Genomic DNA, 23,223 nt, shown 5'->3' with positions numbered 1-23,223 from the left:
CACGTGCTTGGCTGAAACACCTGTGTCGCGAACCCAACAAACCAGACAAAGCGGCGTATCGCTTTGTCTTATCGTTGGCGAGGCTTTTGCCATCCTCATGATCTAACGAAATCGCCGCCGGAAGAGGAGCGCACACTGGCCAAACAGTATCTAAACAAGCTGCTGGTGGGATCAGCAAAATGTGGAATCGAACGTTCCTCGCAAAGGACAAAAGAGACGAAGTGACTGACCGAGTTTCTGCATGGCGATCGGCATCGGCGGCCCTGTTGGCTGCGTCGCTATCGATCGGTGTCGAGGCCTCATAGAGGATCCCGGGACGCGTCGCGCTCGGAAAACCGACCACCGTGAGCGTGCGAAGTTGATGGCTGCCGAGGCGCGGCTCGAGGCCACCGTCGAGCGGCTCGTCCGCGGGCAGCGCGTCGAGATGCATCGACGTCTCGGGAACGCGTACGCGCTGTTGCCGCGTCCAGATGGTCGAATGCAGGTAGGCCAGCGTCTCCCCGTCATCGAGCCACGCCACCTTGGGCATGAGCGCTTCCATCAGGTGCAGGATGCGGTTGGTCCGATCGACGAAGCCACGCAGCAGTTCGTGAGGATCGACGCCGCTCTGCGCGCGGCCCTCATAGAGCCAGGCCTCGTCCTCCCAGCGGCAGCCAGACGAAGGGCAGGAAATAGCGGCTCTCAATGCACCCCGGCCTCTTCGAAAGTATCGCGCCGCTCCAGATCGACCAGCGCCGATGCGGCATCCGGAAAGGCGCTGTGCGGATAGGTCCGGGCGGCGGTGCGCTGGGCTTCGGCATAGATGGCCGAGCCTCAGCCGAGACAGCGCAACGCGTTGTTGAGGCGGACCATCACGCCGACTACGTCCGCAGGCCTCGTGCTATCGAGATCTGGACCACCGAAGCGCGCCGTCCGTTGGAACGATCCGTCCTAATTGAGGACCACACCTCGCTCGACCAGCGCGGCCCAGGGCAGAGAGCCGGGAAGGCTGGCAGGGCGATTGCGATATTCGGCGAGGTTAAGCATGGAAGCCTCATGTTGCGAGATAAGACGAATAGCGACGACGTCCTGCGGGTCGCGCTTGGCCGCCCAGCTGGCCGCGGCGGTGGCCCACGGCCCTGAGCGGCGTCTCCAGAGCGTCGATGAGCCGGAGGCGTATGCCGCGGGCGCAAACGCAATGGAGATCAGAGCACGTCGGTGAATCGGCGGCGAACTCCACGGATTGCGGAAGGAAACTGAATCACGAGGGGGCTCGGGGACGAGGATTTGGCGCCCGCCTCGGCGGACTCGACACGGTAATCGCCGGTGGCCGGATCGAGGCCGGCAGCTAGAGCGAAGTTCGGCGAGGCGACGTTCGCGGCCGCGCCGCGCCGCGACGACATTAATCGTCTCGCGATCAGCGCTTTGGGAACGGTGATGACGGCTTCCTGGGTCAGCTGCTCGAGGCGGCGGAGCGCGCCCAGCGCCGTGCTTGCGTGAATCGTTCCGATTCCCTCGGGGTGGCCGGCGCCTCAGGCTGTGATGAGTTCTAATACTTCACTGCCCTGTGCCTCAGATGCGGCTGTCAATCGTCAACCCAAATCGACCTCAGGCCGCCGTTCACTACCAACGCCGGTAGTTGACCGGATTTGTGAAAAAATGGCACTCACTCTCGAACGCTGTGATCAAGTCGAGCTACCTGCATGCAACCATACATTTTGCCGGTGGAGCTGAGGGGGAGGCAACGTCTCGCGGGTACCGCTTGTCGCGAGCATATGTCCGCCTTAGCAAGTTTGGGCCAGCTCAGTCATTTCGGGAGTACCAGATTCCGATTGCGTCTGGCGTCGTTTGTCTCGGTGCATTTGCGGCGCGTACGCGAAACACGATGACCCCGATTCATTCGCGCGCTTTGATCGTTCCGTTTGTGCATGTGACCAGAGCAAACAACTGGGGAATACCGGCGCAAACCACGGTGGGCGCGGCCGTCGTCCCATTGGTCTCTGGCCGTAGCAATTGCTCTCGGAGATATTGACCATGGACGCGAGAACGCTCCCGTGCCCGAGCTCACAAGAAGCCAGAGATAGAGCGATCTCCCCTGACGGGGTGATCCGGCTCACGCTGAACCACCCTCCACCAGTTCCCGAGATTTTCAATGCGATGGTCTTCAAGGCCCTGAACCGCATTTTGGCCGAAAGTCTTCCAGCCGAATTGATGGCCACGCATCGCTGGATGGGCACTGACCATGACAGACAGCAAGGGGCTCGTTTTGTCGGGCGCCGCCTCGGGGCAATACCAGATCGGAATCGAGTAATCCTCACCCACAGCACTCAAGCCGCACTTCAGGTGCTTCTTCCAGGCATCGTTGGAAACGGGCGGCCGCTTGCCATCGAACGGTTGAGCTATTCACCAGTCCGCTCGTTCGCAGCGCGCTACGGTATCTCCGTCGTCGACGTTGCAATCGACGGGGATGGCCTCAATCCCGAAGCGTTCAGCGAGATTTGTCAGCAGAAACGGCCAATCGCTCTCTACTTGCTGTCTACCTATCAGAATCCGACCACTGTCACCATGTCTCTTGGCCGCCGACAACAGATTGCTGAGATCGCGCGCCGTTACCAGGTCCGACTCATTGAAGATGATATCTACAGCTTGCTTGCGGAATCGCCCCTTCCACCTATCTCATCGCTCGTGCCTGAGCTTTCCTGGTATTTGCTTGGAACGGCAAAGAGCTTTTCGACGGGCTTAAAGCTGGCGTTCGTGGTCGCACCGAATGTGGCTGAAGCGGCGCGGGTATTCTGGCCCGGCCTCCGAGCAACATATTGGATGGCAAGCCCGATGAGCGCAGGGCTGATGACTGAACTGATTTCGAATGGCGCCGATCTCGCAATCCTTGCTGCCGTAAAGGACGAACTCGCGGCGCGCCATCGCTTGGTGGTAAGCGGCCTGAAGGATAAGCCCCTGGCCAGTGACCCAGGTTGCCTCCACGTTTGGATGCCGCTGAAGTACGTATCAAGCAGCGAAATAGCTGCTGCACTTCTGGAGGACGGCGTTCAGGTTGCAGTCAGCGCCTCCTATGCCGGTGATGGCTGGACACCACCGGAAGCAATCAGAATCGGCATCGGCAATCCCGAGACACGCTCGGTCTTGGAACAAGCAATATCCAGAATTTGCCGCGCTCTTCCTTAACCTAACGTGACAGCAGACAATTGCCTCCGAGCTTCGCGTCGCGGGTTCGGGCGATATTGACCCGGGCAAAGGCCTCGCTGACGGCGTACTTCATCTTCCCTGTTGGCTAATGAGCTACGAAGCGCTCGTCTCGATGTTGGTTGACCGCACCGACCAGAACGCGCCCAATCAGGCCATGGTCATGTCCCGTGCGATCGTCGATGCCAAGACCAGCTTTCCGACTGGCGCAGGCCAAAGCGATGTCCTCACCAACTTCACCATCGACAGCGCCGTCCCGTTCGCAACGGAATCTGCAGAGTTCAATCGCCTCAGCAGAGAAATGGTCCCAGGCGCCATAAGCGAGAAGCGAGGCGACTTTCAGGGCGAGCTCAGCCGAAATCCAACGCCTAAGCGCACAAACGTCGGCTCAGATTCCTATTTCCGGGCCCCGTCCGTCGCGGATAGCTATTAGTGGCTCGATGAACCACTGACACTGCTGCTGGGCGGACGCGCCGCCAAGGGTGGTCACGGCGGGTGAAGGTGGTCGCCCTCGGATAGCCTGGCGCTCATTGTCGGGATGGTCGCGAGCATGGCGTTTCATGTGCAGCAGTGTAGCGTTCAGGGTGTCAGCCATCCCGAGCCGCTGTTCTGCGATGAGGCCCATCTCTACATTCTCCAGGATGCCGCCTCCGGCGCTGCGGACAATGCGATCGCGATCTTTGAGTGCATCGTCAAGGAGGACCGAAAATATGGCGTCGGTCTGGTCGTGATCAGTCAACGGCCGGCAGAGGTAAGTCGTTTCTGGTCAGTCAGTGCTACAATTTGATTGCCATGCCACTGACCAATGGCGACGATCAAACGGTGATTCGCCGGCCGCTGGCCGACAGCCCGGGCGATTTCGATGATCTGCTGCCCCTCGACACCGGCGAGGCTCTGGTGGCCGGCGATGCCCTTTTTACGGTATCCGATCGGCAAGCCGATCAACGAGCCGCTCAGCGGCACGATCGAATTCTGGGACCGCTGGGTAGATCCAGCGGCTGCAGCCGCACTGGACAACAGTCGAGAGCTGGCGTCATCAGATGCTTATCAAATAACAAGTATCACGCGAGCGGCTTATGAGGGATTCATAGCATCAGTGAAGCAACGTTTAGGCCAGTCAGGTAGAGTCGACCGCTGACGGCTTTTCACAGGTACCGCGTCGTGCTCCAAACAGCTTGGCGCGGATGCAGAATCTGATATTTCGATTGCCGATAAGAGGCGAGCCCAAGTAGTCCCGACATTCGGCACAAACATGTTCGAAATCGAGGCTCACAAAAGTGGATGCCGAGGTCATCGACGGTCTCGAATCGCTCCTGCCTGAACATCGATCCGACGCCGATCTCGAGAAGGCGCCGGCTCGGATTCTGATGAAGGATCTGGAGCAGTCGGTTTTGAACTAACTGACGGTACGCTCTGCAGTTACTCGGCAGGGCATGGCTAGCGTCAAAACAGTCATCGTTCATTTTTCGTGTCCCATTTGCTCAACAAAATGTATTCGGGCACGGCGCGCACAGTATGCAATGATTTATGTTTGATCCTGCCGCGACTAGCACAAACCAACCTCGCGCGCTTTTCACCGTTAAGATCGGCAACTGGACCGATAGAACTGGCTGTCGAGCACGTGCGAGGCTCCCAAGTCGGTTGGCGGGGGCTAATCGCGGGCGCGCATACTGTCGCGGCAGGGAGACGCTTTGCAGTTGGCCCGCTAGCTTGGGCTCGTGGCCAGGTTCATCGATGAGCAATGAAGATTTTTTACTCCGATCGTTCGGTCGCGGACAGTCACCGAGCAACGTCAATTGATACTCCAGAACGCGAGACTTGAAATGATCGCGCGGCGGAGAACTGCCTTGGTTTAGCCGCCGTTGCAATATTACCGCCAATCGACGTGAGCACGGAACAATCACGCTTAGACAGCGCTCCATAGCCGTGTGGATATTGCGAACGTCCCCGCATAATCATCGTTTGCGCGGCTCATTTCTCAAGCGAACTGAACACCACGAGAATTAGTAGTTGATCCAGGTCACACGCACATGGCAAATATTGATTGATCAAGGTCATGCGGATTAAAGCATATTGGCGGATCCAGTATACAACGTCAACTTGCATTCGCGAGCAGTCCTGATGCTGCAGAAGATTGATTCCCTGTCATTCACTCCTGGGAAGAGATTTACGTCACGAATGCCAATTGTTAGAAATGCCGGGGCGGAGGAGACTGATATTGGTTAGAACCGGCGCGGTGATCGGTGCGCTCGATTGCATCACGGCTGCGTTCCCAGTACGCGAGCTTCTGTCCTCGCGTGCAAAGAGCACGGCTATAATGTCTCACCCAAGAAGAGCCCCGAAACTCCTCGAGAACAAAGCTGAGATCGCGAGCATCGCATTAGCAATCGCACTTCGTAGGTCCAGTCAAACACTCAACCTATTCGTGAACTACCGCAGAAGTCGATCTCTCAAGCATTTGGCACGTCGAAAGGGAACTGCGAGTAACACGCTTTCTGAAGCTCAAGAACGCCGACGCGGTATCCGGCGTCAATCACGCAGGATCGGCCTCGCATTTGGTGAAGTTCACGGCCACGAACAATTGCGGCTGCGCACAAACGGTCATCTAACGGCTCCTCTAACCGTCGGCAGGATGGCGAAATGATACAAGAGCACCCGATATGTGAGGCCCTCCGAGCCAATCCTCAAATAGTGCTTTGCGGTTCTGCAGAAAGGCACCCGACGCGCGCCCGGGATTTCGGGGATAGCTCAACCAAGATCACGCACGCTTTCGCGACACGCCAGATGAGGCCGGAATGACCATACAGAATGTGGGTATGCAGGCCCACAACCCCATGAGCCTGCGCGAGCAGGTGGCGTTAGTAGTCGGTGGCTACGGAGCGATTGGCGCAGCAATCTCCGAAACACTGGCTGTTGCCGGTGCGACCAGCCTTATTGCCGGACCAAATGGTGAGCAAGCGCGCGCTCTTGCTGGCGAATTGTGCGAAAAAGGACTTATTGCTGAGGGTCTTGAGCTTGACGCATCTAACGCCGGGGCAATCAGAGAGCTTTCAACCTCGTTGGTCCGGCGTTACAGCTCGATCGACATCCTAGTGAACTGCGTCGGCTTCAATAAGGAGCAGAAGCTGCTTGAGGTGACGGAGGAAGCTTTCGATAGGGTTTACTCAAGGACGTTGCGCCCAGGAATGTTTCTTTCTCAGGCGGTGGCTGCACATCAAATTGCGGCCGAAAAGGGCGGCAGCCAGATCCACCTCCTCTCGGTCGGATCATCCTTTGGATTCCGACACCGCGGCTACAGCGCGTTCTGCGCTGCAAAAGGTGGGCTTGCCGTTCTTTTGAAACAGCATGCAGCCGAGCTGGCGCCTTACGGGATCACCGTTAACGGCGTCGCTCCAGGCAGAGTGCGCACCCGCAAGAACGAGAAAACGCTCGAGAACGCGACCACATTTCAGAGAGCCACTGCGGAAATTCCCCTTGGGCGGCTGGCTACACCTCAGGATGTCGCGGACGCTGTGTATTTCTTCGCGTCATCCTTATCGCGCTTCGTCACCGGTCAAATCCTATACGTTGATGGAGGGCTCACCACCAGTGCATAGGGAAAGCATTTCCAGGGCAATGAACTGGGGTGGTTAGAGCTGGAACTATGGCACTTCCGGCGTCTCTCAGCTTGGGCACATTGACGCGCAGTGGCGTCTCCAAGGTTGGATATCCTGGAGACGACACTCTTCAAGATCGTTTGCTTAACTGAATGCGTTTCGGTTAGCTGGGCTTCGGCGCAGACAGCTGGTTTTGCAGCCAGAGCACACCAGAAAAGCGATTTCTCATGCTTTGTTGACCTAAGACTCCGGATTGCCGTCGAGGTCTATGCTAATATCGAAAGCCGATTCGCGTACACGGGCGGCACGCTTAAAATTGTCCACCCCGGCAATATTGTATGATGCGGCTGCGCTACTGAAGCAAATTGAGCGCCCGAGGTTTAACGAGACGGGAATGCCGAGGGCCAGATGAACTTCCCACGGCTTGGCGTAGAGCGACGCCCGATCCCGCCATTCCCAGAGGATCTTGACCAGATCGCCGCGGCGGCCTCGTAAGGCGTATAGATCGCCGGCATGCGGATCGATGTCCGAGCGCAGCGCAGAAGTGATCTCGAGGAGCAAGAACTGGCGCTCGCCGCCCAGGCGGCCTTGGCGCGCCCGCAACGCAGGTGAACAGCAGGTTCTGAGCTAATCGCGCGCAATGCCGCACTCCCAAGCCTGCAACGTCTCTTCAACCAAGCGAACCTTGTCGTCGTGGTTCCTCGGCGCCGACGTTGAGCGTGCAACATCTTGGCCTGCATTCACCGTGCGGCGGCAAGGTTAAAGAACTGGGAGAGGTCCTGGATCGAAGACGCCAAGAGGCGATTGTACCACAACTGCTCGCGATCGCGCTCGCCAACAAACTTGCCCGCATGGCCTGGGCGGTGCTCGCCAAAGGACGCGCCTTCGGGCTGACGAGGATCGACGATTGAGATGTCCGACCCGGCTGATCCTCGCGCCGTCCGCGCTGTCAAGGGCGCCGGCTGGCAACGCCGGGCCAGCCGTAAACCAAGTGCGACGGCCGGCCTTGACCGCCTCAGCGCGCGGCGGTTCTGCGGGCCGCGACGAAGGAGCGCCCCTTTGGTCCGAACAAAGGAACTGCACGACATGAGGAGCAAACGATGACATAGCCGCATCAACAGTCTCCAGCCGAGGCCTGGGAGAAGACAGGACAAATGGAGAATCGGTTTTCCGAGCGCGTGCGAATACTGATGGACTTTAATGGCCCGTTCGAGCGCCTTTAGACTAATCGGAACGCATGCGCGCTGATATCCATGATGGCCCTGAGTACAAAAGCTCCAATCAGACGCCGGATACATTGAAAGATCACCGTCGCCAATTCGGCGACGCTTCTCGCAACGCACGGCCGGACCATACATAAGGTCAAATGCTCAGACGAACCGCCAAAACCACACAGGGCGGCCTCCGCCGGCGCGATACTACATCAGGCACGATGGGCCGAAGGCTATTCAAAGAACTCCGTCCCGACTCTGCTTTGAGAGGCTAGCATTCTCTGGTTGTTGAGCGTGATGGGTCATGCGCATCGCCACTCACCGTTGCAGCGAACTCGGCGTGCCCCTCGCACATGCTATCAGCTAATCGATGGGGTGGAGTTCCTTCCGGGCTCCATGCTTTAATCAATAAGGGCAGACACTGCTCGTGAAATTCTTGCGGTCGGCACAGGCTTTCGGAGCGTGAGAATGAGCTGCCCAGCCCCTTGGAAACGGTTTTCAGCATTCCAAGGGCGCTAGGCTATGGCTTGGTCGACGAAGAGTGGCCCCCGCGACCACCAAGCCAATCGCCTCGCCGCTCGGTCCAGTCTGATCTGAGATTCTACAAACAGCGCGCGCATGAGAGCAGAAGCTGTCTCGGCCGGCTCTCTATGAAAATTGCGAATACTTACACGATATTCGCGGATGACGGCATGGTGATCTTGACACGCGCTACACTGCACCGGCCGTCGACGCTGACGGGAACTTCGCCGTTGATGGCCACGCGACGAACGACGCGATGCTGGTCGCCATAATCTTTGGCCGCATAATGCATCGTGGCGCGGTTGTCCCAGATAGCGACATCGCCCTGTTTCCAGTTCCAGCGCACGGTGTTTTCGGGTGCGGTGATATGAGACTCGAACAAATCGAACAGCCTTTGGCCGTCATATTTCGGGATGTCCACAAAGCGTTTCACATAACAGCCGAGCACTAGCGTGCGCTCTCCGGTCTCGGGATGGACACGTACGACCGGATGCTCGGTTTCAAACCTCTTTTTGGAAAGCGCTTCCTCATAAAGCTTCCTCTCGGCTTCACTAGGGCGGGCGATTACGGCGAAGTCGAACGCGTTGGTGTGAACAGCCCAGAGGTCGTCGGCTAGCCGTTGCAGAGCCGGCGGCAGATCGAGGTATGCGGCCGCAGTGTTTGACCATACCGTGTCACCGCCCTCTGGCGGGATCACAAGGCCTCGTAGCACTAAAATCTTGGGATACGCATCTACGTATGCCACATCGATGTGCCAATTGTCAGTCCGGAAACCTCCGCGCGCGGAATCGATATCCAGCATTGACATCGTTCCCTTGGTAGCACCTAGTGTCGGAAGCGGCACAAGCTTTCCCAAGCGTAGCGCAAAGCGCTCCTGCTCGGCGTCGTCGAGATGCCCCTGATCGCGGAAGAAGATGACCTTGTGCTCAAGCAGCAAGCCGTTGATCGTAGAAATCATCTGGTCAGGCAAATCGCCCGAGAGCTTGATATTTCTGATTTCGGCCCCGATGCGCGCAGTGCGTTTGATGACATCGGTACGCGGAATGACATTATCGATTAAAGCCGTTTCAGTCATGGTATACTCTCCTGTTTTCGGTTTCTTCACGAGAGAAAGGGACACTCCAGCACGAACGGGTGAGCAGGCCTCGTGTCAGCGAGGTAATCCCCAGCAAGGACTGTACCACTTGTGAAAACCTCGAGCCGTTCATTTGCCTAAAGAAATGAGCTATCCTACCGCCGAAGCGTAGCCTCGCGCTTCAGAGTGTCATGCTGTATTGTCCCGTACACGACAAGTGCAGGTCCGTTCAGACCGCGGGGCATTTCCGTAGGAACGCAACGCCCGTTATTAACGCACACCCTTCAACTGCCGGCCAATATGCGTACTCAGGGGCACTGAGTAACGCGTCGGGTCAGGTGTGCTCCTTCTCCTACTCAAGGAACTAGTCGTCCGTGACAAAGTGCCCGAATCGCTGAGTAAGGGTCGGTTTTGGCACCCTTGGGACTTTGAGATCGCAAGCTTCGAGGGTTGCAGCCACGAAAGTTTGCAAATTCATCTTCGAGGTTGCTTGGAATCAGAGTCGTGATTCCGTGGTCAACACCTCCGCCGTGCTCTCGGACCTGCTGCGACCGACGCAGGGTAGGTCAACGTGGTGTCCGCCCCCAGAACAATGCGGCCGAAGTCGATTTCGGCGCTAGGCTGGATCCGGAAATCAATCTGAAGCCGAGTTGGTGCCACTGGGCGCCAAGATCGACTGGGAGAGGATTGATCGCGAGATCGCGCCGCTGCACAGGGAGAAGAGGCGGCCAGGGATCGAGAGCTGTTTCGTCATTGGGCTGTTATTGCTCAAGCACATCCGCGGCTTGTCCGACGAGTCGTGTGCGAGCGCTGGGTCTACATCCGTATTTCCGGCACCCATCGGCCTTGAGCTTTTTCAGCACGGATTCTCACGCGAGCGCTGCGACGTCAGCCATTGGCGCAGTGGCTCGGCAGCAAACTGCAGCCCTTGCTGCCCGAGAGCTTGAGGGGGCGCACGAGACTGACGTCTTGCCGACGCGGGATTTCAGTAAGCGCCAAGTTGAGGCCGATTCAGGCTTTGAAGTGCCAGGGCATGCGAGCATCGATCTGAGAGATCGGCCAGCCCTGCGCAACCCGTTCGAGAGTTTGCGTGAGCCAGGCGCGCGGATCGACATCGTTGATCTTCGCGACTTGCAGAAGCGTGGCGACAGTCGCCAAGGTCCGGCCGCCGTCATGGCTGCCCGCAAAGAGCCCCTTTTTTCTTGTGATGGGTTGCGGCCGGATTGCCCACTCGACGATGTTGGAGTCGATAGGGCCGTCGCTTAGAAAGCGCTCGAGGGCGGTGTGTCCGAATGTGGCATAGATCGCCTCGGCGAGTTTGGATTTGCCCGACAGGTGCGGCAGCTCCTTGTCCCACCGATCGAAGAGCACCGCGACGATCGCGGCGGACTTTTCCTGGCGCGCTTTCACCGGCATCTCAGGATCTTGGCCCGGATGTCGGCCTCGATCTCCACAGCCCGGCCATGGTGGTGACGGTCTGGGTTGCCAGGCGCGCGGTCTCGTTGACGTGAAGTTCGTAGAACCGTCTCCTAACTTGGGCAAAGCACGCTGCCAGCCTCACACATTAGCACCTGCTGACCTGGCGAGCCGATTGTAGGCGGCATAGCCGTCGACTTGCAGAATGTCGCTAATGCCGGCCAGATGCCGCCCGACGCATTCATTGCTGCGACTGTCCTCAAGGCAAGAAGCGACCATCGGTGGACCGATGCCGCCAAATGGCCGATCGTCGCTTGCATAGGCCCACAGCCAGGCCTTTTGCGTCTTGCCGGATCCGGGAGCGAGCGTTGGCAGGATCGTCTCGTCGGCGAAGATCCGTTCGCCCTGCTTGATCTAGCACATAGTCCGCCAGCGGCTGCAATTCGAAGCCGACCTTGCCCATCCATTGCGTTATCAACGATCGGTCAAGATCGACGCCGTCACGCGCGTAGATCGCTTCCTGCCGGTAGAGCCGCAGCAGCATGTTTGGCGACCGGGATCTGGACGAGAAGCGCTTCGGTCGGAAGGCCGCTCTCGATGAGATCCGGCGATGCTGGCGCCTGAACCACTCCATCGCAGTTGCGATACGCGTATTTCGGGCGGTGCGTGACGATCACGCGGAACTTCGCCGGCGTCACGTCCAACCGCCTTGACACATGCTGGCCGATCAGGACCTTCTGTAAGGGGCACTTCGGGCTCGACGACGATCTCCACGCTCCAGATGCGCGCCGAGCTCCTTGCGCGGCCACGGCGCGCGTTTCGGCTTGTCCTGGCCGCCTGCCTTGGCCAGTTCTGCTTCAATGGCCGCCACGCGGGTGGCGATCTCGTCAAATACGAAGGCGATCTGCTCGTCGCTGAGCGTGTCGCTGCGTAAGCGTTTCCGAGCAGGTGCCATAAAGCGTGCGCTCCAATATCTCACGATCGCGGTCAGCTCCATGATCCGCGCGTCGGCGGCCTGGTTGACTGCGGGAAGACCGGTTTGGCCGCGATTAGCGTCGCACTCTCGCAGGCCATGCGGCTGTTCACGGCCTCGATCGCCGCCCGCTCTTCCGCCAAGGCGAGGATCAGCGCACGGGCTTCGGCAAGTGTCGTCGGAAGCTCTGCAACGGGCGTCGTCATCGCCGGCATCACAGCAGAGTCGCCGCCAATCTCCCAAACCCTTCAGCCGCTCTGATTCAATTCGCCACAGGTCCTCAGCCCACCGATTCCGGGCCGCGGCTGACGGTGGACACTAGTGCCCATCCCAAGGCCGTTACGCTCCCGACCGACGCCAAGCTCGTGCACGCCGCGATCAGGAGCCTCAATCATCTGGCGCGCGCAGTGCGTCGGCTGCGGCAATCGCATCTGCGCATCGCCAAACGGGCAGCGATAATGGCAGGACGGTATACCCACGTGAGCAGTTCAAGCGCTATCGGAGGCAATTACGCAGCTTGCGGACGTGATCGGACGCCTGATCCGTGACATCCGCCGCAAGATCACAGACCGGCCACGGCTGAGGCCACGTTCGAGCGGTCGCTCCCAAGAGCAGCACCGGCGCGGATACAAGCTCTATGCCTTTCACGCGTCCGAAGCTGAATGCCTTCGATGAACGCTAATTACTTGCGCCACTGCACACAAGTACCCGCCCAGTGGTACCGGCGTAAACTCACGAGACTCAAATCAGCTCGCTTCTGTCGTGACTATCAAAAAGGCTCCTCAACTCCTCGCCAGTTTGCCAAACAAGCCAATCATCGTCGACAATTCCCTCTTCTACCAGCCGCAATAACCATCCGGCTTGATCATAGTGCGGATATCCATGAACACCGCCCTTTTCAATTAGCTCACGCGCTGCAAGTCCACATACAAAATCAGGAGTCCACATGGCGAAAATGACGCCTCGTGCTATCCCTGCCAGGATCTTAGACACGCCCTTTCCTCTAAAGTCTCTGCGCAGCCAACGATCCCCGACGTACGCAACCTTCCCCGTTATCTTCTCCGCGCTTGGTGCTATGCAGGTACAGCAATCCTGAGGATGTGCATCTACCCTCGGATCGGCGTAAAATGCTCTCAGGGATTCAAGATGTTCTGCAAAGTTGCTCTGCGAAAGGTCATAAAGTCGAGCGGCCAATAAGATCACCACCTCGTTACTCCTGTCGACGCCTATCACGTAGAACCCCTCGCCCGATTTGATTGGCGAGCGATCCGGTCGGAAATTCGGATATGTGCGCTCCTTTGTCGGCGTTATACGGGTGACCGAGACATACTCATCAAAGTCGAATCCTATCGAGATCTTGATTCCCTTTTGAGCGGCTGCGTCATCATATACTCGAAGAAACCGAGAGACATGCAACGGATTCACTACACTTGTCATTGCGGCACCATCTCATGCGTCAAAACCACGGCGGTTCAGTAGCTGATTGTACTCACCAAGAATGGAACGAGACACTACTTGGTTTGGTGAGAAACATTTTAGGAAGACCGGCTTGGCAGTATCAGCATTAACTTGCTACCGTGATTTCTTGAGCTACAGCGAGTACCATCCCAGACAGCAGGCAGGCACGCAGCACCACGGTCGCTGGTCTGCGGCGAGCCCCTTTTCCAACAGCCTGCTCTAGGGCTGTAACCCAGCCTATCCGGGCTTTAGGCCAGAGACTCCTCATATTCCAGTGTTTCGGCTAAAGATTCCTCAAATATCTGCAGTCCATGATTTAGTGTCTCAAGGTCGATCGTCAGCGCAGGCAAGAATATTGCGACCCGATCATCGGGGCCGCATCGTTCGATAATCAACCCCTTTTCAAGAGCCTTGTGGGTCATAGCGGATGCCAATCCGCTCGATAAGCAATCGAACCCCAACGCCATGCCTCGTCCTCGAACAGCAAAGCCATTTCCCAGCTCGCATGCGAGCGCTTCAAGCCGGCTTCGCATAAGTTCGCCCAGGCGCTTAACCCTCTCCGAGAACGTCGGGCAACGCCAATAAATGTTTATAGCTGCGGTTGCCGATGCAAGGGCAAGGTTGTTTCCTTGAAAGGTATCGGCGTGTTTCTGTGGCCGCAGTATGTCGAGTCCTTCTTTGATTAACAACATAGATAGCGGCAGACCATACCCACTTAGCGATTTCGACATTACAACAATATCTGGCGACAACGCTGCGAACTCGAAGCTAAAGAATTCACCCGTACGACCACAGCCCATTTGGAGATCGTCAACTATGAAAAGGGCACCAGCATCTCTTGCTATAGCCTGAACTGATCGCAACCATTCCTTGCTAGCTACGTTTATACCCCCTCCTCCCTGCACCGTTTCGACGAGAATGGCGGCTGGACAGTCGATGCCAGTGCTCTCGTCCAGCAATACCTTTCGCAGGTAGTCAGCCGTATCGACAGCCGGCCCCAAATAACCATCATAGGGCATGAAAATTGCGCCAGACAAAGAAGCGCCACTGGCTGTGCGATAAGAACGATTACAGCTCGTCGCAGTCGCTCCTAGGCTCATGCCATGGTATCCATGCGTGAATGAAATGACATTTTGACGACCAGTGACTTTACGTGAGAACTTTAAAGCCGTCTCGACAGCATCAGCACCGGTTGGCCCGGTGAACAGGGACCGGTATTTTAGACCCCGTTTCTGAAGTATGACAGAGCTGAAGGTCTCCACAAATTCGATCTTTGCAGGAGTGGTCATGTCAAGACCGTGGACCAATGCATCCGAGGCTAGATACTCAGTAATCGCTGCTTTAATCTGGTGATTGTTGTGGCCGTAGTTTAGCGCTCCAGCACCGGAGAGGAAATCAATGAACTCTCGTCCCCCCTTCGTCATCATGATGGAGTCCTGCGCTCGAACGAAAATAGCCGGAAACGAATGTGAGTATGAGCAGACTCTTGATTCTAGACGTTCGACAGCGTGCATGTTACCCTTCTTCCCTCATGTGTATCGTTTGCGCAGTAAATGGGACAATGAAGGACGCGCCTCTCTCCTTCGGTAAGCTGTGAACATACAGAGCGCTTATTTCGCGCATTTCTATCGTGCCTTCGGGAATGGCACACTCGTTACCTGAGAACCTGGAAAAGCGAACCTACTAGTACTAGCAGGCTGTAAAACGCGTCGACGCCGCCTACGCCTGTGACATCTTGTTCTATGGCCGTTCCGACAAATCGATCGTCTTGAAAAGCGCTCGCCGCGCTGCGGTCGCCTGAGACGTCGCCTTCTCAAGCCGCCGATGGATCATCTCGACTCCGCGGCAGAGTAGCGGTGGGTTGTGGCGACCCAAGCTTGGTCAAGCCAGGCCTGGATCGTCAGGAGATTGACGCCTGATCGGAGACCCTTCATGGTGAGGGAATGGAGGAAGATGGGGTCGATAGCGGTTGCACTTCAAATTTGGCCTGGTGACCGGGCCTCAGAGGGGGCACGTCGCGCGATGTATCTCGCGCCAAAACGCGTCAGGCGCTTGTCCGACGAAGATCGGCTGCGGTACATGATGGCTCGAGGCCGCGATCACTCAATAGGTCTGTCAGCGATCGCACTACATCCTGAGGAATGGGACGATGCGATCTCGGCGTCCCTTGCCCTTGAACAGCACCTGCGGTCGCCGTCGCTCGAACGAGGATCCTTCGCGTTAACGCCAGTCGTTTCGGAGGCGCGGGCGCCGGTTCTCGCCAAGAAGGCAGAAGGCCCGGTCGCGCCCGCGCGGCGGCTTTTGATCTTTTGATCTAGGGCTGCGACGATGGCCCCCACCTCGGCATTGGCGAGGTGGTGGCTCACCGCGATGTGTGCACGTTTTTGGGTCGTCAGAACTCGTTGAGCGACTCCGAACTAGGCGGGATGCGACATGATTGAAGAAGGATCAAATCGCAGCTAATCGGGTCGCTCGATTGGCAACGAAAGCCCGCAGCGTGCCGACTTGCTTGAAGGCGTAGCCAACGAGGCGGCGGAGCTCGATGTAAAGCCCGACCTTCTCGCTGAAGAATGCAGCGAAGGCGGCGGTCACGTGGACACATCCCGAATAGGGGAGTGCGACCCAGCGAGCTGCCAAGCCACGACCTTCACGTACAACGCCCGACCGCGTTGTCAGAAATACCACTGAATGCAGATTTGTTGTCTCAAGTAGGTTGTTCCCCGATGGCAGGGCAGCGCAGGGGCAACGATGAGGCGATTGAGCATGGCGACGCGCAAGGAAACTGAAGTCTGCTTTGGCGCGGCGCTACAGAATGTCTAGCGGTGTCGAGAAGGGCCGCATTCTCGACGAGTTCGTTGCGATCACGGGTTCCATCGGAAGCATGCGATGCGGTTGCTGCGCTGCGACTCTGAGAGCCAGACGGCGGGTCGCGGCAATCGTCCGCGGATCTACCAAGACGCGGAAATGCGCTGATACTGCTTTGGGAGGCTGCAGTCCGGGTGTGCGGCAAAGCGTCTGAAGGCCCTTCTGCCGATCTTGATTGACTCGATTGAGCGGTACTGCCATATCGACCTTACGTCAGAGATTCGGGCTAAATTATTGTCGATGAGTGCGGCGACGATCAACCGCGCACTTCGATGCGTTCGTGAACAAAGCGATCGGCCGCATCATCGCTCTGTAGCAAGTGCTCTGCGACGCAGCATTCCCTATTGATACTTCAGCGATTGGTTAAATTCGGCGCCCGGGTTCGTCGAGGCGATCTCGTTGAACACAGCGGCCCTTGGGCGCGGGGCAGTTTCTCGTTCTTACGAACATCGCGACCAGCTGGACGGAAGGCGCGCCACTTCTGGTGCGTGAACAGCGGTTGTTGAGTATCGCTCCGGCGAGGACCGCCTTGCGCGGCTTGATGGAGGATGAAGACATAGGCGTATGACTGACCATATGCCTATGCCGAAAGTCTCCCTGCTTGAAGTCGTCTCGACGGGCGCTCGACGCCGTTGGACATTGGAAGAAAAGCAGCGGATCGTCACCGAGAGCTATGGCGGGCCACGTCTGGTGTCGGTGACGGCACGACGCAACGGGCTGTCGACAAGCCAATTGTTCACATGGCGTCGGTTGGCGCGCGAAGGCAAGCTGAGCGGGGATGGCGCGCCGGCGCTCGTTCCGGTTGAGATCACGCCAGTGGCGGCACCGGTATCGATCAGCGCACCGCAACCGACGTCTTCGGCCCCTGCGCAGCGCGCAAGGGTCGGAATCATCGAGATCGAACTTGGGGCCGGGTGTCGCGTTCGGGTTGACCGTGACGTCGACGGCGAAGCGCTGCAGCGAGTTCTTGAGCTCTTGCGACGACAATGATTCCGATTCCGAGCGGCGTCAGAGTCTGGATCGCGACCGGCCACACCGATATGCGTCGCGGCATGCGAAGCCTGGCGCTTACGGTTCAGGAGAGCCTGAAGCGCGATCCCCATGCCGGCGATCTCTACATCTTCCAGGGCCGCAGCGGCGATCTAGTCAAGATTCTCTGGCATGATGGGTTGGGCATGTCGCTCTATGCCAAGCGCCTGGAGCGAGGCAAGTTCATCTGGCCTTCGGCGTCGGACGGCGCGGTATCGATCTCGGCTGCGCAGATGGCTTATATGCTCGAGGGCATCGACTGGCGGAATCCGCAGCTGAGCTGGCGGCCGCAGAGCGCGGGCTGAGCGCAGAATCTGTAGCTTCTTGCATTTTGGGGAGTCCCACCGCGTCCAATCTGTGATTCACTGCGTCGCATGAATGCTGATCGCGACGCTGCTCCGGATGACATTGCCGCCCTGAAAGAGGCGTTGGCAGCCGAGCGCGCGAAGGGTTTGGAGATCGCAGCCGAGCTCGCGGTCGCCCGCGCGAAAGCGTCGGAAGACGAGGCGCTGATCGCACAGCAGAAGCTGCAGATCGCCAGGCTGAAGCATCAGATCTATGGGCAACGGTCGGAGCGTTCTTCGCGGCTGATCGAACAGTTGGCGCTGACGTTCGAAGAGCTTGAAGCCGACGCTACCGAGGACGAGCTTGCGGCGAAACGGGCCGTGGCGAAGACGACGACGGTGCGCGGATTTACCCGCAAGCGCGCCGAGCGCCAGACCTTCCCTGAGCACCTTCCCCGGGAGCGGGTAGTGATCGATGGGCCTACGGCATGCGAGTGCTGCGGCAGCAATCGCCTGCGCAAGCTCGGCGACGATGTGACCCGCACGCTGGAAGTGGTGCCGCGCCAGTGGAAGGTGATCGAGACGGTCCGGGAGAAGTTCTCCTGCCGCGACTGCGAGAAGATCAGTCAGGCGCCGGCGCCGTTCCATGCCGTCGCACGGGGATGGGCCGGCCCAAGTCTGTTGGCCATGATCATGTTCGAGAAGTTCGGCCAGCATCAGCCCTTGAACCGCCAGGCCGAGCGCTACGCCCTTGAAGGCGTGCCGATCGCGCTGTCGACCATGGCCGATGCCGTGGGATCAGTCTGTACGGCGCTTCAGCCCCTGCTGAGTCTGATGGAAGCCCATGTCATGGCGGCCGAGCGGCTTCATGCCGATGATACGACGGTGCCCGTGCTGGCCAAGGGAAAGACCGACACGGGACGGTGCTGGATCTACGTCCGGGACGACCGACCCTTTGGTGGTGCAGGCCCGCCGGCTGCAATGTTCTACTACTCACGCGACCGCAAGGGCGAACATCCTCAGGCGCATTTGGCCCGCTATGCCGGTATCCTGCAGGCCGACGCCTATGATGGGTACAACCAGCTCTATCTGGCGGGACGCCAACCAGGGCCAATCCGGGAGGCTGCCTGCTGGTCGCATGGACGGCGCCCGTTCTTCGCCATGGCCGACATCGAAGAGAATGCCCGGCGCAAGGCCGCCGGCAAAAAGGAAATCCCGCTATCGCCGATCGCGATCGAGGTCGTGCGGCGGATCGATGGGCTGTTCGAGATCGAACGGTCTATCAACGGCAAAAGTGCCGAGGAGCGTCTTCAGGTGCGGCAGACACTGAGCCGGCCCGTGGCCGAGGACCTTCAGATCTATATGCGGGAGCAGCTTGCCAAGCTGTCTCGGGGGCACGACCTGGCCAAGGCGTTCAATTACATCCTGAAGCGCTGGGCGAGCTTCACTCTCTTCCTGGAGGACGGCCGCGTCTGTCTCTCGAACAATGCCGCCGAAAGAGGCTTGCGAGGCATCGCCCTTGGACGGAAGTCCTGGCTGTTCTGCGGCTCTGATCGCGGCGGGCGGCGCGCCGCTGCCATGTACAGCCTGATCGTCTCGGCCAAGATGAACGGCGTCGATCCGCAGGCGTGGTTGACTGATATCCTTGCCCGCATCGCCGCCCACCCAGCTCATCGGCTGGACGAGCTTCTGCCTTGGAATTGGACGCCGGCATCAGCGTTGTCTGCTCGAGCGGCATGACCTCGCACGTCAACAAGGTTCATCACGTCACCACCATCACCCAGGTCGCAAAGGACCTCGGTGAAGACGAAGACTGGCTGCGCGACATTGCCATCGAAATGGAGATCGAGGACGGGCTGATCTGGGTCTATGGCGTCGGCGAAGATGGTGTTCAGGCGTTCACCGACTTTGGCATCGAAAACCTCATCGAGCTCGTCAGATTCTACAAAGAAACCCCCAAGCTGCTCACGCGCTGGCAACGGGAATGATCAATCAGCCTGCGGCCTACGCCGGATGCGTACGTTGTTGAGCACGGTTCCGACCGAACTTCGTAGATGGCTACCGTTTGCGCACCTATACCGATAACGACTCTGTGTTCATGATGGAGACCTTGAAGTTGTATAGCGAACAGGCTGGAATCGTCTTCACGCGCTGTCGCGCCCTATCGCAACGACCAGGCCTTTGTCGAGCAGAAGAACGAGTGGTTGTCCGACAAATGGTCGGCTACCCTCGGTCCGAGGGGCCCGAAGCGGCCACTCTCCTGGCTGGGCTTTATCCTTCGGCCCGCTTGTTCCAACTGTCATCCAAATTGATACTAAGGAACGCGACGAAGCGCGTGTCCACAAACCGTGCATCGCCCCCGTGTCCCCGCATCAGCCGCTGGTTACCGAAGTAAGAACACCCCGATGCCCCTCCAGCACGTCGTCGCTCACTTTGTGCTTTTCTACGGTTTTGCTTCGACCAGGGCGAGGTCCTGCAGCGGCTCGACGTAATTGACGTTCCGTGGGCCTACCGAGGTGAACTGCCGCCTCGAACCCTGGCATGGCCGCGTCCAGCGGCTGCTGCGCTCCATGGACCGATCGAACCGGCTTGGTTGGCGCGACTATGCGATCCTCCATTTGATCGCGAACTACGGCCTTCGGCCCTCGGAATCATCGCATTGACGCTTGCTCCATCCATTGAACAGGACGCTCCGGTCAACCACCTGTCAAACGCCATCCGGAACTGCCCCCTTTGCGTCATGAAGAACTGCCCCCACCATCTGGGTTATGATCTCGGTTGAAGGTTGTTTCCGACGGTGACGGGCCGGAGGGAGGCGGAGCCGACCGGAGGGCCGTCACCGGCGGGCGGCGGCTGGATGAGGCCGCTCTTGCGCTTGGCGCGGAGCCGGTAACTGTCGCCGCGGATCGTCAGCACGTGGCTGTGGTGCAAGAGCCGGTCGAGGATCGCGGTGGCGACCACGGGATCGGCGAACACGGTGCCCCATTCGGCAACACTGCGGTTCGAGGTGATCAGCATGGCGCCAGTTTCGTAGCGCCGGCTGACCAGTTGGAAGAACAGATGTGCCGCGTCAGGTTCCAGCGGCAGGTAGCCGAGCTCGTCGACCATCAGTAGCTTTGGCTTCGAGAGCGCGAGAAGTTTCTCGTCCAGACGCCGTTCGCCATGCGCCTTGGCAAGGCCCGCGACCAGCGTCGTCGCGGTGGTGAACTGCACCGTGTACCCGGCCAGGATCGCCTCTCGCCCGAGCGCGATCGACAGATGCGTCTTACCGACGCCCGGCGGTCCGAGCAGCAGCACGTTCTCGCCGTTGGCGATCCAACGTGACGCGGCCAGGTCACGGATCTGCTTTGGATCGATCGACGGCTGCGCCTCGAAGTCGAAGCCCGCCAGTTCCTTCACGGCAGGGAAGTGTGCGAGCTTCAGCGCCATCTCGATGCGGCGATGATCCTTGCGAGCGATCTCGCGCTCGCACAGCAGGATCAGCGTCTCACGCGCCGACAGGTTCGCGCGCGCCGCCTCGTCGAGCAGGCTGTCGAGCTGATCGCGGATGCCAGAGAGCTGCAATCGCGCCAGCATGGCATCGAGCGGATCGGCCGTTGCTTCCATTATCTTCTTTGCCCGCGCCATCAGAAGCTTCCTCCGACCACGGCTTCGTATTCGGCAAGAGGGCGTAACAACGACGGCGGTGGAGACGGCGCCAGCACCGCCGCGATCTCCGCTCGGCGGACCGCGCCATTGCAACCAGCAACACCATCGAGATGAGCGGAGTCGACGATCCGCAGCCGGCGCCCCTCCGATTGCTTGTGGACCGCAACCTGGTGCAATCCATGGCGGATCCGCACTTCGCCGGCCGCGATCGTCACCGCCACGCGCTCGCCGATAAGGCGCCACGGCACCGAGTAGCTGTTCGTGTCGATCTCGACGGCGCAATCATTGCCGACGACACGGGTGAGTTCACGCAAGGATCCGAACGACGGTTGCCCGCCGAGCGGCTTCAACCGATGTATCTCGTCACGCGCGAAGCGGATGATCGGCGCCTCGCCGGTCGTGCCGTGGATACGAACGTTCGCAACCTCACGCTCCCACCTGTCGAGATGCGCCTCGAATGCTTCCCAGCTTGGGAAGGAATGACCGGCGATCGCGTTCTTCTTCACGTAGCCGACGCCGTTCTCCGTCTTGCCCTTCGTGCGCGCCCGATATGGCGCGCAAGCGCGAGGACGGAAGCCCCAATGTTTTGCGAAGGCTATCAGCTTGTCGTTAAACTGAACCGACCGGCTCACCGCGTCGTGGCGCACGACAAGCGCCCGAGGATTGTCCATCAGCACTTCCTCCGGCACACCGATGAAGGTCGTGAATGTGCTCTCGAGCCCGGCGAACCAATGCTCCTGCCTCTCGGCCCGGAACGCACGCACATGGAGCCGTCGCGAGTGTCCAAGCGTTGCCACGAACACGAATGCCTTGACTTTCGCCCCTCCGATCTCGACCAGGCGCTCCCCAAAGTCGATCTGCAGCTGCCGGCCCGGCGGCGTCTCAAACCGCGTCGTCGCCAGCGCCTCCGCCTTCAGCGCCTGGCGATAGGGCTGCACGGCGCGTTGCAGCGTTCGCCGGCTGACGGTCACGCCTTTCTCGGCCAACAGGTCCTGGCGCACCACATCGGCATTGCCGCGATGCCGAATGAGCCTCTCGCGCAGCCAACCCTCAAGGCCGTCGAGACGCTTCGGCCGCTCAGGCGACTTGAACGGCTTCACCCCGCCCGCCGCCACGTAGTCCTTCACCGTGTGATGGCTGCAGCCCAGCTGCCGCGCAATCCGCTTCACACCCCACCCGCACGCCCTCAGGCGCAACATTTCCGCCACGTCATCCGGCGTCTTCATCACCTGCCCCCGTGGATCACTCCACGGCGAGCCTTCAGTGATTCGTTCCTGCTTCATTCACTCTCTCCTCAGCTATCCGAGGAGGGGGCAATTCCTCGTGACGCCGAGGGGGCAGTTTTCCATGGCGCGCGACAAACCACCGCACGACCAGATCAGATCTGATCCTTCCTCCCCGACCATACGTATTCTCAGACACTATCCGCGCCGCGGCTGGCCCGGTGGGACGCGCGCTGCACTGTTCCTCCGCGCAAGCACCCCGGTAGGTCCTCACACACACTACACCATAGCCGATCTCTACCAAAAGCGCGCGCATCAAACCTTGCCCTGATGTGTCGAATCGAGGAGCTGTTCACCGGCTGGCCACCTGGGCTGGCGGCGAATGAACGCAATGCTGAAGGCTGAGGGACTTCAGGTCAATCGCAAGCGCATGAAGCGGTTGATGCGCAAGATGGGCATCGCGGCGCTGTGAGCAAACACGACGAAGTCGGCGTCGGGGCACACGATCTTTCGTTATCTGTTACGTGATATTTGACCGGCCGAACTAGGTGTGGGCGGCCGATATCACGCATCTGTCATGATGGACAACGCTGACGCGATGACCACATCCCACAGCACCAACCAGAGTCTCTGGCACCGTTATAGAAAGTAATCAGGGGCGGTCAGCTTCCAACTAACGACCCGTTTGAGCAGTCCGCTCCAATGGTCCGTTTCGAAGAACTCGCAGTTGATCGCGATCGCAA

General features: G+C 59.1%; 22 protein-coding genes and 7 pseudogenes. 14 read left to right on the top strand and 15 right to left on the bottom strand.

Annotated elements, in window-relative coordinates:
* Positions 1-247: 247 nt before the first annotated feature.
* A pseudogene (locus tag AAE027_RS32535) lies at positions 248-1,026 on the bottom strand (conjugal transfer protein TrbE); the annotation flags it as partial.
* A gap of 158 nt (positions 1,027-1,184) precedes the next feature.
* Positions 1,185-1,553: pseudogene (locus AAE027_RS32530) on the bottom strand (ATPase, T2SS/T4P/T4SS family); the annotation flags it as partial.
* 460 nt (positions 1,554-2,013) lie between these two features.
* Between AAE027_RS32530 and AAE027_RS32525 the strand changes: the two are divergent.
* Positions 2,014-3,162, top strand: a complete 1,149-nt coding sequence (locus AAE027_RS32525) for an aminotransferase-like domain-containing protein (protein WP_370989947.1) — start codon at positions 2,014-2,016, stop codon at positions 3,160-3,162.
* A 109-nt stretch (positions 3,163-3,271) separates the two neighbouring features.
* Positions 3,272-3,613 carry a hypothetical protein gene (locus tag AAE027_RS32520; protein WP_370989949.1) on the top strand — a complete coding sequence of 114 codons (342 nt, stop codon included), beginning with the start codon at positions 3,272-3,274 and terminating at the stop codon, positions 3,611-3,613.
* Between the two features lie 302 nt (positions 3,614-3,915).
* Here the strand turns inward: AAE027_RS32520 and AAE027_RS32515 are convergent, their stop codons facing one another.
* Complete coding sequence (locus tag AAE027_RS32515; protein WP_370989950.1) at positions 3,916-4,143, bottom strand: hypothetical protein; 228 nt, start codon at positions 4,141-4,143, stop codon at positions 3,916-3,918.
* Between the two features lie 314 nt (positions 4,144-4,457).
* Between AAE027_RS32515 and AAE027_RS32510 the strand changes: the two genes are divergently transcribed.
* Positions 4,458-4,580 (top strand): hypothetical protein, encoded by a 123-nt coding sequence (locus AAE027_RS32510; protein ID WP_370989951.1) that lies wholly within the window; start codon positions 4,458-4,460, stop codon positions 4,578-4,580.
* A 1,395-nt stretch (positions 4,581-5,975) separates the two neighbouring features.
* Positions 5,976-6,776: an SDR family NAD(P)-dependent oxidoreductase gene (locus AAE027_RS32505; RefSeq protein WP_370989952.1), complete on the top strand. Its 801-nt coding sequence runs from the start codon at positions 5,976-5,978 to the stop codon at positions 6,774-6,776.
* Positions 6,777-7,016: 240 nt separating this feature from the next.
* Here AAE027_RS32505 and AAE027_RS32500 read toward each other — a convergent pair whose 3' ends face one another.
* Positions 7,017-7,337, bottom strand: a complete 321-nt coding sequence (locus AAE027_RS32500; RefSeq protein WP_370989953.1) for a hypothetical protein — start codon at positions 7,335-7,337, stop codon at positions 7,017-7,019.
* Between the two features lie 195 nt (positions 7,338-7,532).
* Between AAE027_RS32500 and AAE027_RS32495 the strand changes: the two are divergent.
* Positions 7,533-7,687, top strand: a pseudogene (locus tag AAE027_RS32495) (IS110 family transposase); the annotation flags it as partial.
* Positions 7,688-8,654: 967 nt separating this feature from the next.
* Here the strand turns inward: AAE027_RS32495 and AAE027_RS32490 are convergent.
* The gene (locus AAE027_RS32490; RefSeq protein ID WP_370989955.1) at positions 8,655-9,584 is read right to left on the bottom strand and encodes a TauD/TfdA dioxygenase family protein; all 930 of its coding nucleotides are present in this window, start codon (positions 9,582-9,584) and stop codon (positions 8,655-8,657) included.
* 653 nt (positions 9,585-10,237) lie between these two features.
* On the opposite strand from AAE027_RS32490, the gene AAE027_RS32485 reads away from it, so the two are divergent.
* The gene (locus AAE027_RS32485; protein ID WP_479714256.1) at positions 10,238-10,531 is read left to right on the top strand and encodes a transposase; all 294 of its coding nucleotides are present in this window, start codon (positions 10,238-10,240) and stop codon (positions 10,529-10,531) included.
* Between the two features lie 64 nt (positions 10,532-10,595).
* Here the strand turns inward: AAE027_RS32485 and AAE027_RS32480 are convergent, their stop codons facing one another.
* The 5 genes and pseudogenes from AAE027_RS32480 to AAE027_RS32460 form a co-directional block, all read right to left on the bottom strand.
* Entirely contained in the window at positions 10,596-10,742 is a 147-nt protein-coding gene (locus AAE027_RS32480; protein WP_370990008.1) for a transposase domain-containing protein, read from the bottom strand.
* 63 nt (positions 10,743-10,805) lie between these two features.
* A pseudogene (locus AAE027_RS32475) lies at positions 10,806-11,544 on the bottom strand (IS66 family transposase); the annotation flags it as partial.
* Positions 11,501-11,698: a hypothetical protein gene (locus AAE027_RS32470; protein WP_370989956.1), complete on the bottom strand. Its 198-nt coding sequence runs from the start codon at positions 11,696-11,698 to the stop codon at positions 11,501-11,503. The pseudogene AAE027_RS32475 and the gene AAE027_RS32470, both read right to left, overlap by 44 nt.
* 29 nt (positions 11,699-11,727) lie before the next feature.
* Entirely contained in the window at positions 11,728-11,997 is a 270-nt protein-coding gene (locus AAE027_RS32465) for a hypothetical protein (protein ID WP_370989958.1), read from the bottom strand.
* Complete coding sequence (locus AAE027_RS32460; RefSeq protein ID WP_370989959.1) at positions 11,988-12,179, bottom strand: hypothetical protein; 192 nt, start codon at positions 12,177-12,179, stop codon at positions 11,988-11,990. The genes AAE027_RS32465 and AAE027_RS32460 overlap by 10 nt, the downstream gene beginning before the upstream one ends.
* A gap of 96 nt (positions 12,180-12,275) precedes the next feature.
* Between AAE027_RS32460 and AAE027_RS32455 the strand changes: the two are divergent.
* Positions 12,276-12,642 (top strand): annotated as a pseudogene (locus AAE027_RS32455) (IS5/IS1182 family transposase); the annotation flags it as partial.
* Between the two features lie 72 nt (positions 12,643-12,714).
* On the opposite strand, the gene AAE027_RS32450 reads toward AAE027_RS32455, so the two are convergent.
* From AAE027_RS32450 to AAE027_RS32440, 3 genes are all read right to left on the bottom strand, one after another.
* Entirely contained in the window at positions 12,715-12,966 is a 252-nt protein-coding gene (locus AAE027_RS32450) for a hypothetical protein (protein ID WP_370989960.1), read from the bottom strand.
* A gap of 713 nt (positions 12,967-13,679) precedes the next feature.
* Complete coding sequence (locus tag AAE027_RS32445; protein ID WP_370989961.1) at positions 13,680-14,945, bottom strand: diaminobutyrate--2-oxoglutarate transaminase; 1,266 nt, start codon at positions 14,943-14,945, stop codon at positions 13,680-13,682.
* 934 nt (positions 14,946-15,879) lie between these two features.
* Positions 15,880-16,023, bottom strand: coding sequence for a hypothetical protein (locus AAE027_RS32440; RefSeq protein ID WP_370989962.1), 144 nt, complete (start codon positions 16,021-16,023; stop codon positions 15,880-15,882).
* A 156-nt stretch (positions 16,024-16,179) separates the two neighbouring features.
* Between AAE027_RS32440 and AAE027_RS32435 the strand changes: the two are divergent.
* The 6 genes and pseudogenes from AAE027_RS32435 to AAE027_RS32410 all read left to right on the top strand — a co-directional run.
* A pseudogene (locus AAE027_RS32435) lies at positions 16,180-16,804 on the top strand (ISNCY family transposase); the annotation flags it as partial.
* A gap of 56 nt (positions 16,805-16,860) precedes the next feature.
* A complete protein-coding gene (gene tnpA / locus AAE027_RS32430) occupies positions 16,861-17,286 on the top strand; it encodes an IS66-like element accessory protein TnpA (RefSeq protein WP_370989963.1) in 426 nt (141 codons plus the stop codon).
* A complete protein-coding gene (tnpB, locus tag AAE027_RS32425; RefSeq protein WP_370989964.1) occupies positions 17,283-17,630 on the top strand; it encodes an IS66 family insertion sequence element accessory protein TnpB in 348 nt (115 codons plus the stop codon). The genes tnpA and tnpB overlap by 4 nt, the downstream gene beginning before the upstream one ends.
* Before the next feature lie 69 nt (positions 17,631-17,699).
* Positions 17,700-19,349: an IS66 family transposase gene (gene tnpC / locus AAE027_RS32420; protein ID WP_370989965.1), complete on the top strand. Its 1,650-nt coding sequence runs from the start codon at positions 17,700-17,702 to the stop codon at positions 19,347-19,349.
* Positions 19,346-19,597: a hypothetical protein gene (locus AAE027_RS32415; protein ID WP_370989966.1), complete on the top strand. Its 252-nt coding sequence runs from the start codon at positions 19,346-19,348 to the stop codon at positions 19,595-19,597. Before tnpC ends, AAE027_RS32415 begins: the two co-directional genes overlap by 4 nt.
* A gap of 22 nt (positions 19,598-19,619) precedes the next feature.
* Positions 19,620-20,012 (top strand): annotated as a pseudogene (locus AAE027_RS32410) (ISNCY family transposase); the annotation flags it as partial.
* Between the two features lie 363 nt (positions 20,013-20,375).
* Here AAE027_RS32410 and istB read toward each other — a convergent pair.
* Together istB and istA are read right to left on the bottom strand one after the other, a co-directional pair.
* The gene (gene istB, locus AAE027_RS32405; RefSeq protein WP_370989967.1) at positions 20,376-21,236 is read right to left on the bottom strand and encodes an IS21-like element helper ATPase IstB; all 861 of its coding nucleotides are present in this window, start codon (positions 21,234-21,236) and stop codon (positions 20,376-20,378) included.
* Positions 21,236-22,540: an IS21 family transposase gene (istA, locus tag AAE027_RS32400; protein ID WP_370989968.1), complete on the bottom strand. Its 1,305-nt coding sequence runs from the start codon at positions 22,538-22,540 to the stop codon at positions 21,236-21,238. The genes istB and istA overlap by 1 nt, the downstream gene beginning before the upstream one ends.
* Before the next feature lie 322 nt (positions 22,541-22,862).
* Here istA and AAE027_RS32395 point away from each other — a divergent pair, with 322 nt between their 5' ends.
* Positions 22,863-22,952, top strand: a complete 90-nt coding sequence (locus AAE027_RS32395) for an IS3 family transposase (RefSeq protein ID WP_370989969.1) — start codon at positions 22,863-22,865, stop codon at positions 22,950-22,952.
* Positions 22,953-23,223: the final 271 nt, after the last annotated feature.

Source organism: Bradyrhizobium sp. DN3, from assembly GCF_041357655.1.
Taxonomy (GTDB): domain Bacteria; phylum Pseudomonadota; class Alphaproteobacteria; order Rhizobiales; family Xanthobacteraceae; genus Bradyrhizobium.
This window is presented reverse-complemented; position numbering and strand designations above follow the sequence as displayed.